Origin of the sequence: Pseudomonas sp. (genome assembly GCF_049645325.1) — a bacterium.
Classification (GTDB): Bacteria; Pseudomonadota; Gammaproteobacteria; order Pseudomonadales; family Pseudomonadaceae; genus Aquipseudomonas.
This window is the reverse complement of the sequence record NZ_JBARTQ010000392.1, coordinates 1-4,896: the sequence shown is the minus strand read 5'-3', so window position 1 is coordinate 4,896 and position 4,896 is coordinate 1. Positions and strand designations below refer to the sequence as shown.

Genomic DNA, 4,896 nt, shown 5'->3' with positions numbered 1-4,896 from the left:
CAGACCGCAGGCAAGCCAGCACCCACAGAAGCGCCTCACTCGGCATACGCCCACGTCATGCGAAACGACGCCCCGCCCCACTCCGAGTCCAGCACTTCCACTTGCCCGCCGTGCCATTGGCTCACGCGTTTTACCAGCGCCAGGCCCAGGCCAAAACCGCCTGTGCGGCGATCCCGGCTGGCATCGAGGCGCATGAACGGTTCGAAGATTTTCGCCCGACCATCCAGCGGTACGCCCGGGCCATCGTCACTCACTCGCACTTCGTAACCGCTGCCAAACGTGACCAGCGACACTTCCACCCGGCGCTCGGCATAACGAATGGCGTTGCGCAGCAGGTTGATCACGGCGCGCGCCATAAAGCGCGGCTCAATGCGGATAAAGTCGACCTCGCAAGTGCGCAGCGACAACTGCACGCCCGCCGCCTCGGCTTCCAGGGCCACACTGCCGATCACGCTGTCGAGCCAGCTGTGGGCTTCGATATTTTCCCGGGTGACCTGGGTCGCGCCGCGTTCCAGGCTGGCGTAGGTCAGCAGCTCGGAGACCATTTCTTCCAGCTCGCCAAGGTCGGCGTACATGTCGGCGATCAGTTCGCGGCTCTGGCGGGGGTCGGCCTGTTGCTTGAGCTGATCGAGCTCAAACGACAAGCGCGCGATGGGCGTGCGCAGCTCGTGTGACACCGCGTTGGTCAGCTCACGCTGGTTGGCGATCAGGCTTTCGATGCGCTCGGCCATCTGGTTGAAGTGCCCGGCCAGCTCACGCACGGTCGAACGGCGCGGCAGCAGGATACGCGAACCGAGGTTGTTGTCGCCGAAACGCTGCGCGGCCAGGCGGATGTGCTCCAGGTCACGCCAGTGCGGACGCACCCAAAAATACAACACGATCGCCAGGCTGATCCCGAGGAAACCATAGGCCCACAGGTACAACCATTTGGGCTCCTCCGGCAGCTTGATATCCAGCAGTTGCGGGCCACCGTCGATATTGGTCAGGAACTCCATGAAGTCACCGCGCACCACCAACAGGCCGGCATCCAGCAATTGCTGTTCGCGCGCGTTCAGTGCCTGGGACTCGCGCTGCACCAACTGCAAGCGCAAGCCGTAATGCGGCTGTAACTGCGCCAGGCGCGCATCTCGGGCCTCCCCGGTCAGCGGGCGCAACTGCTCGACCAGGCCAAAAGCCGGCCCGCGCAACGCTTCGCGGTTATACGTTTCGTTGGCTTCGGGCAGCAACTCGTCAAAGGTGTAATTGACTGCCCAGATCGCGCCCGCCAAACCCAGGGCGAGAATCAGGTACAGACGCAAATAAAGCCGCAGCATCTAGACCTCCCACGCAAACGGATTGAACAGGTAGCCCTTGCCCCAGATGGTCTTGATGCACACCGGCTCGCGCGGGTTGTCATTGAGCTTGCCGCGCAATTTGCTGATGTACACATCGACGCTGCGGTTAAGCCCGTCGAAGGCAATGCCGCGCATGCGGTTGAGAATGTCGTCGCGCGAGAGAATCTTGCCGGCATTGCTGGCCAGCAACCACAGCAGCTCGAATTCCATGGTGGTCAGGTCGATTTTTTCATCGCCCAGGCTGACTACCCGGCAGCTGCGATCAATCGACAACCGGCCAAACTCCACGGAACCCCGCACTGTGGGTTCGGGCACTTGGCGGCGTTGCAGCGCACGCAAGCGGGCGAGCAATACCGGCGGCTTGATCGGTTTGATCACGTAGTCGTCGGCACCGGACTCCAGGCCCAGGATGTGGTCAAGGTCGTCTTCCTTGGCGGTCAGGATCACGATGGGCGTGTCGGACACATTGCGAATCTCGCGGCACACGTGCAGGCCGCTCTGACCCGGCAGCATCAGGTCGAGTACAACGATTTTCGGCTTGAAGTCGAGAAACGCGGCCAAGGCTTCATCACCGCGGTGCACCACCCGCACCTCGAACCCGTGTTGCGAGAGGAAATGCGCGATCAGCCCTGCCAGCTTTTCATCGTCCTCAACGAGCAGGACCTTGCCCAGACCCAGGTTTTCCATAAATTCTCAGTGTGGCTGCGCGGATTGAAGTGCAGGCATTATAGGTGGCAAGCTCACCAACAGCGCAGCCGGCCATTGCGGCCCGACGAAGCTTCATGCTTTTAAGAGTTTTTAACAAATAGCCTGCACTCTTTAACGCCATCACAGGAAGTTGTATGCGCAAGGATTACCTGGCGTTCTTTGTTTCGCTGTTCGTGTCGCGGCTGGCAGATCAGATTCTGTTGTTCATCGTGCCCTTGATCGTCTTCCAGTCCACCCAGAGCGTCGCGTGGGCGGGCCTGGCATTTTTTATCGAGTCGCTGCCGCGCTACCTGGCGTTTCCAGTGTGCGGCGCATTGTGTGACAAATTCTCGCCCGTGCGCCTGCTGCATGTCAGCCAGGCCTGCCGCGCGCTCGCCTGTGTGGTAGCCGTGGCGTTGTACGCGGTGTTCGACGGCATTTACTGGATCGTGATGCTGTCGGCGCTGTGCGGCGTGTTGACCACTCAGGGCATCATGGCGCGCGAAGTGCTGCTGCCGCACATTTTCAAACAGTACACCTACGCCAAGACCCTGTCCTACTCACAGATTGCCGACCAGAGCGGCCTGGTCCTCGGACCGCTGGTGGCCGCGCTGATGCTGGACGTCTGGGCCTGGCATTGGCTGCTGCTGGGGATTGCCGCGCTGTTCATGCTGGCGGACCTGGCGATGTTGGTCTGGCAGCGCACCAGCGCCATCAGCCTGGAAACGTTTGAACAGCACCGGGATATCTGGCTGCACCCACTGCGCATTGCGTTCCGGCATATTCGCAACCTGGCGGAGTTAAAACGAGTCATCACCTTGGCGGTGGGGGTTAATTTGATCATTGGCGTCACGCTGGCAACGTCGGCGGCCATGGTCACCGGCCACTTTGCAGCGGGCAAGGATGCCTACGCGCTGCTGCAAACCGCCGGCGCCGGGGTGACCATCATGATTCTGTTTTACCTGGCGCGCGCCACGTTACCGTTGAAGGTGCTGGGCGGCGTGTCGTATTCGATGATTGCACTGGGCGCGCTGATCACGGCCATCAGCCCCAACCTGTGGGCGTACACTCTTGGTTTCCTGCTGGTCACCGGCTTCGACAAAATGTTCAACGTCTACCTGCGCAGCACTCGCCAGCGGGTGATCCCGGTGCAGGATTTTGGCAAGACGGTCGGCGTAATCACCCTGCTCAACAACCTGGCGCAACCACTGGCGGGCTTGTTGATTGCCGTGCTGGCCGCGCCTTGGGGCACGCAAACGGTGATCCTGCTGCTGGCCGGGATCACCGCGTTGATCGGCGTGGCCGTTGCCTCAGGCTGGCACGCCACTGTGAAAGCGGAACTCGATATCGGGTGATTCGATCAGTTCCTGCTCGGTTGCCCGCACCCGTTCAATCACCTGGGCGATGTCCTTGGCGTCGCCGTATTGGTAGGCCAGCTTCAAATAGCCCTGGAAATGCCGCGCTTCGCTTTTCAGCAAACCGAAGTAGAACTTGCCGAGTTCTTCATCCAGATGCGGCACCAGCGCTTCGAAACGCTCGCAACTGCGTGCTTCGATAAATGCGCCCACCACCAGGGTGTCGACCAGTTTGACCGGCTCGTGGCTGCGCACCACTTTGCGCAATCCCGAGGCATAACGCCCGGCATGCAGTTGGCGCAGCTCGATCTTGCGCTTTTTCATCAGGCGCATGACTTGTTCGTGATGCACCAGTTCTTCACGGGCCAGACGCGACATCATGCTGATCAGGTCGGCATGCGCGTAATACTTGGCCATCAGGCTCAGGGCGGTGCTGGCGGCCTTGAATTCGCAGTTCTTGTGGTCGATCAGCAGGGTTTCCTGATCGGCCAGCGCGGCCTGGACCCAGGCGTCGGGGGTGCGGCAGCCGAGGAATTCGTGGATTTCGGGCAGGATCATCGGGCTCACGGGCAAAGGAATCACAAAAGGGCGCCGATTATACCGACCCCGTCGCAGACCACCAGCCACCGCCCTTGATGTGCATCAACATGACGTGCGCCAGACAGCAACTATAGTTGTTCCACGCCCCCCCTTTTCTGGAGTTCCCGACCATGCACGCCATCCGCAGCATTTTGGTGGTCATCGAGCCCGAGCATTCGGAAAGCCTGGCCCTCAAGCGCGCCAAGCTGATCGCCGGGGTCACCGGCGCGCACCTGCACCTGCTGGTCTGCGACAAGCAACATGAGCACTCGGCCATGCTGAGCCTGCTCAAGTCGGGTTTGCAGGAAGATGGCTACAGCGTTACCACCGAGCAGGCATGGAACGAAAACCTGCATGAAACCATCATCGACGTGCAGCAGGCCGAAGGCTGTGGCCTGGTGATCAAGCAGCACTTTGCCGACAGCCCGTTGAAAAAGGCCCTGCTGACCCCGGCGGACTGGAAGCTGCTGCGCCTGTGCCCGACGCCGGTGCTGCTGGTTAAAACCGCCGCGCCGTGGGCGGGCAAAGTGGTACTGGCGGCCATTGACGTGGGCAATACCGACAGCGAGCACCAGGCGCTGCACAACACCATCGTCGACCACGGTTTCGACATCGCGCGCCTGGCCAAGGCGCAACTGCACGTGATCAGCGCCCACCCGTCGCCCATGCTGTCGGCGGCCGACCCGACCTTTCAGCTCAAGGAAACCATCGAGGCGCGCTACCGAGAGCAGTGCAAGGCGTTCCAGGCCGAATTTGATATCGACGACACGCACCTGCATATCGAAGAAGGCCCGGCGGACGTGCTGATTCCATTTGCCGCGCACAAGTGGCAGGCGGCGGTGACCATTATCGGCACCGTGGCGCGCACCGGCATTTCAGGCGCACTAATCGGCAATACGGCGGAGGTGATACTGGATGCGGTGGAAAGTGATGTGCTGGTG

5 protein-coding genes are annotated in these 4,896 nt (G+C 61.2%); 2 read left to right on the top strand and 3 right to left on the bottom strand.

What is annotated here, in order from left to right; genetic code table 11:
• Positions 1-35: 35 nt before the first annotated feature.
• Both WBB95_RS17020 and WBB95_RS17015 read right to left on the bottom strand, forming a co-directional pair.
• Positions 36-1,313, bottom strand: a complete 1,278-nt coding sequence (locus WBB95_RS17020) for an ATP-binding protein (protein WP_424488656.1) — start codon at positions 1,311-1,313, stop codon at positions 36-38.
• Positions 1,314-2,021, bottom strand: coding sequence for a winged helix-turn-helix domain-containing protein (locus tag WBB95_RS17015; RefSeq protein WP_424488655.1), 708 nt, complete (start codon positions 2,019-2,021; stop codon positions 1,314-1,316).
• A gap of 155 nt (positions 2,022-2,176) precedes the next feature.
• Between WBB95_RS17015 and WBB95_RS17010 the strand changes: the two genes are divergently transcribed.
• Positions 2,177-3,376, top strand: coding sequence for an MFS transporter (locus WBB95_RS17010; protein WP_424488654.1), 1,200 nt, complete (start codon positions 2,177-2,179; stop codon positions 3,374-3,376).
• Here WBB95_RS17010 and WBB95_RS17005 read toward each other — a convergent pair.
• Complete coding sequence (locus WBB95_RS17005; protein WP_424488653.1) at positions 3,332-3,934, bottom strand: tRNA-(ms[2]io[6]A)-hydroxylase; 603 nt, start codon at positions 3,932-3,934, stop codon at positions 3,332-3,334. The two genes, WBB95_RS17010 and WBB95_RS17005, sit on opposite strands and share 45 nt — an antisense overlap.
• A 152-nt stretch (positions 3,935-4,086) precedes the next feature.
• On the opposite strand from WBB95_RS17005, the gene WBB95_RS17000 reads away from it, so the two are divergent.
• A partial coding sequence (locus WBB95_RS17000) for a universal stress protein (RefSeq protein WP_424488652.1) occupies positions 4,087-4,896 on the top strand: 810 nt, incomplete at its 3' end.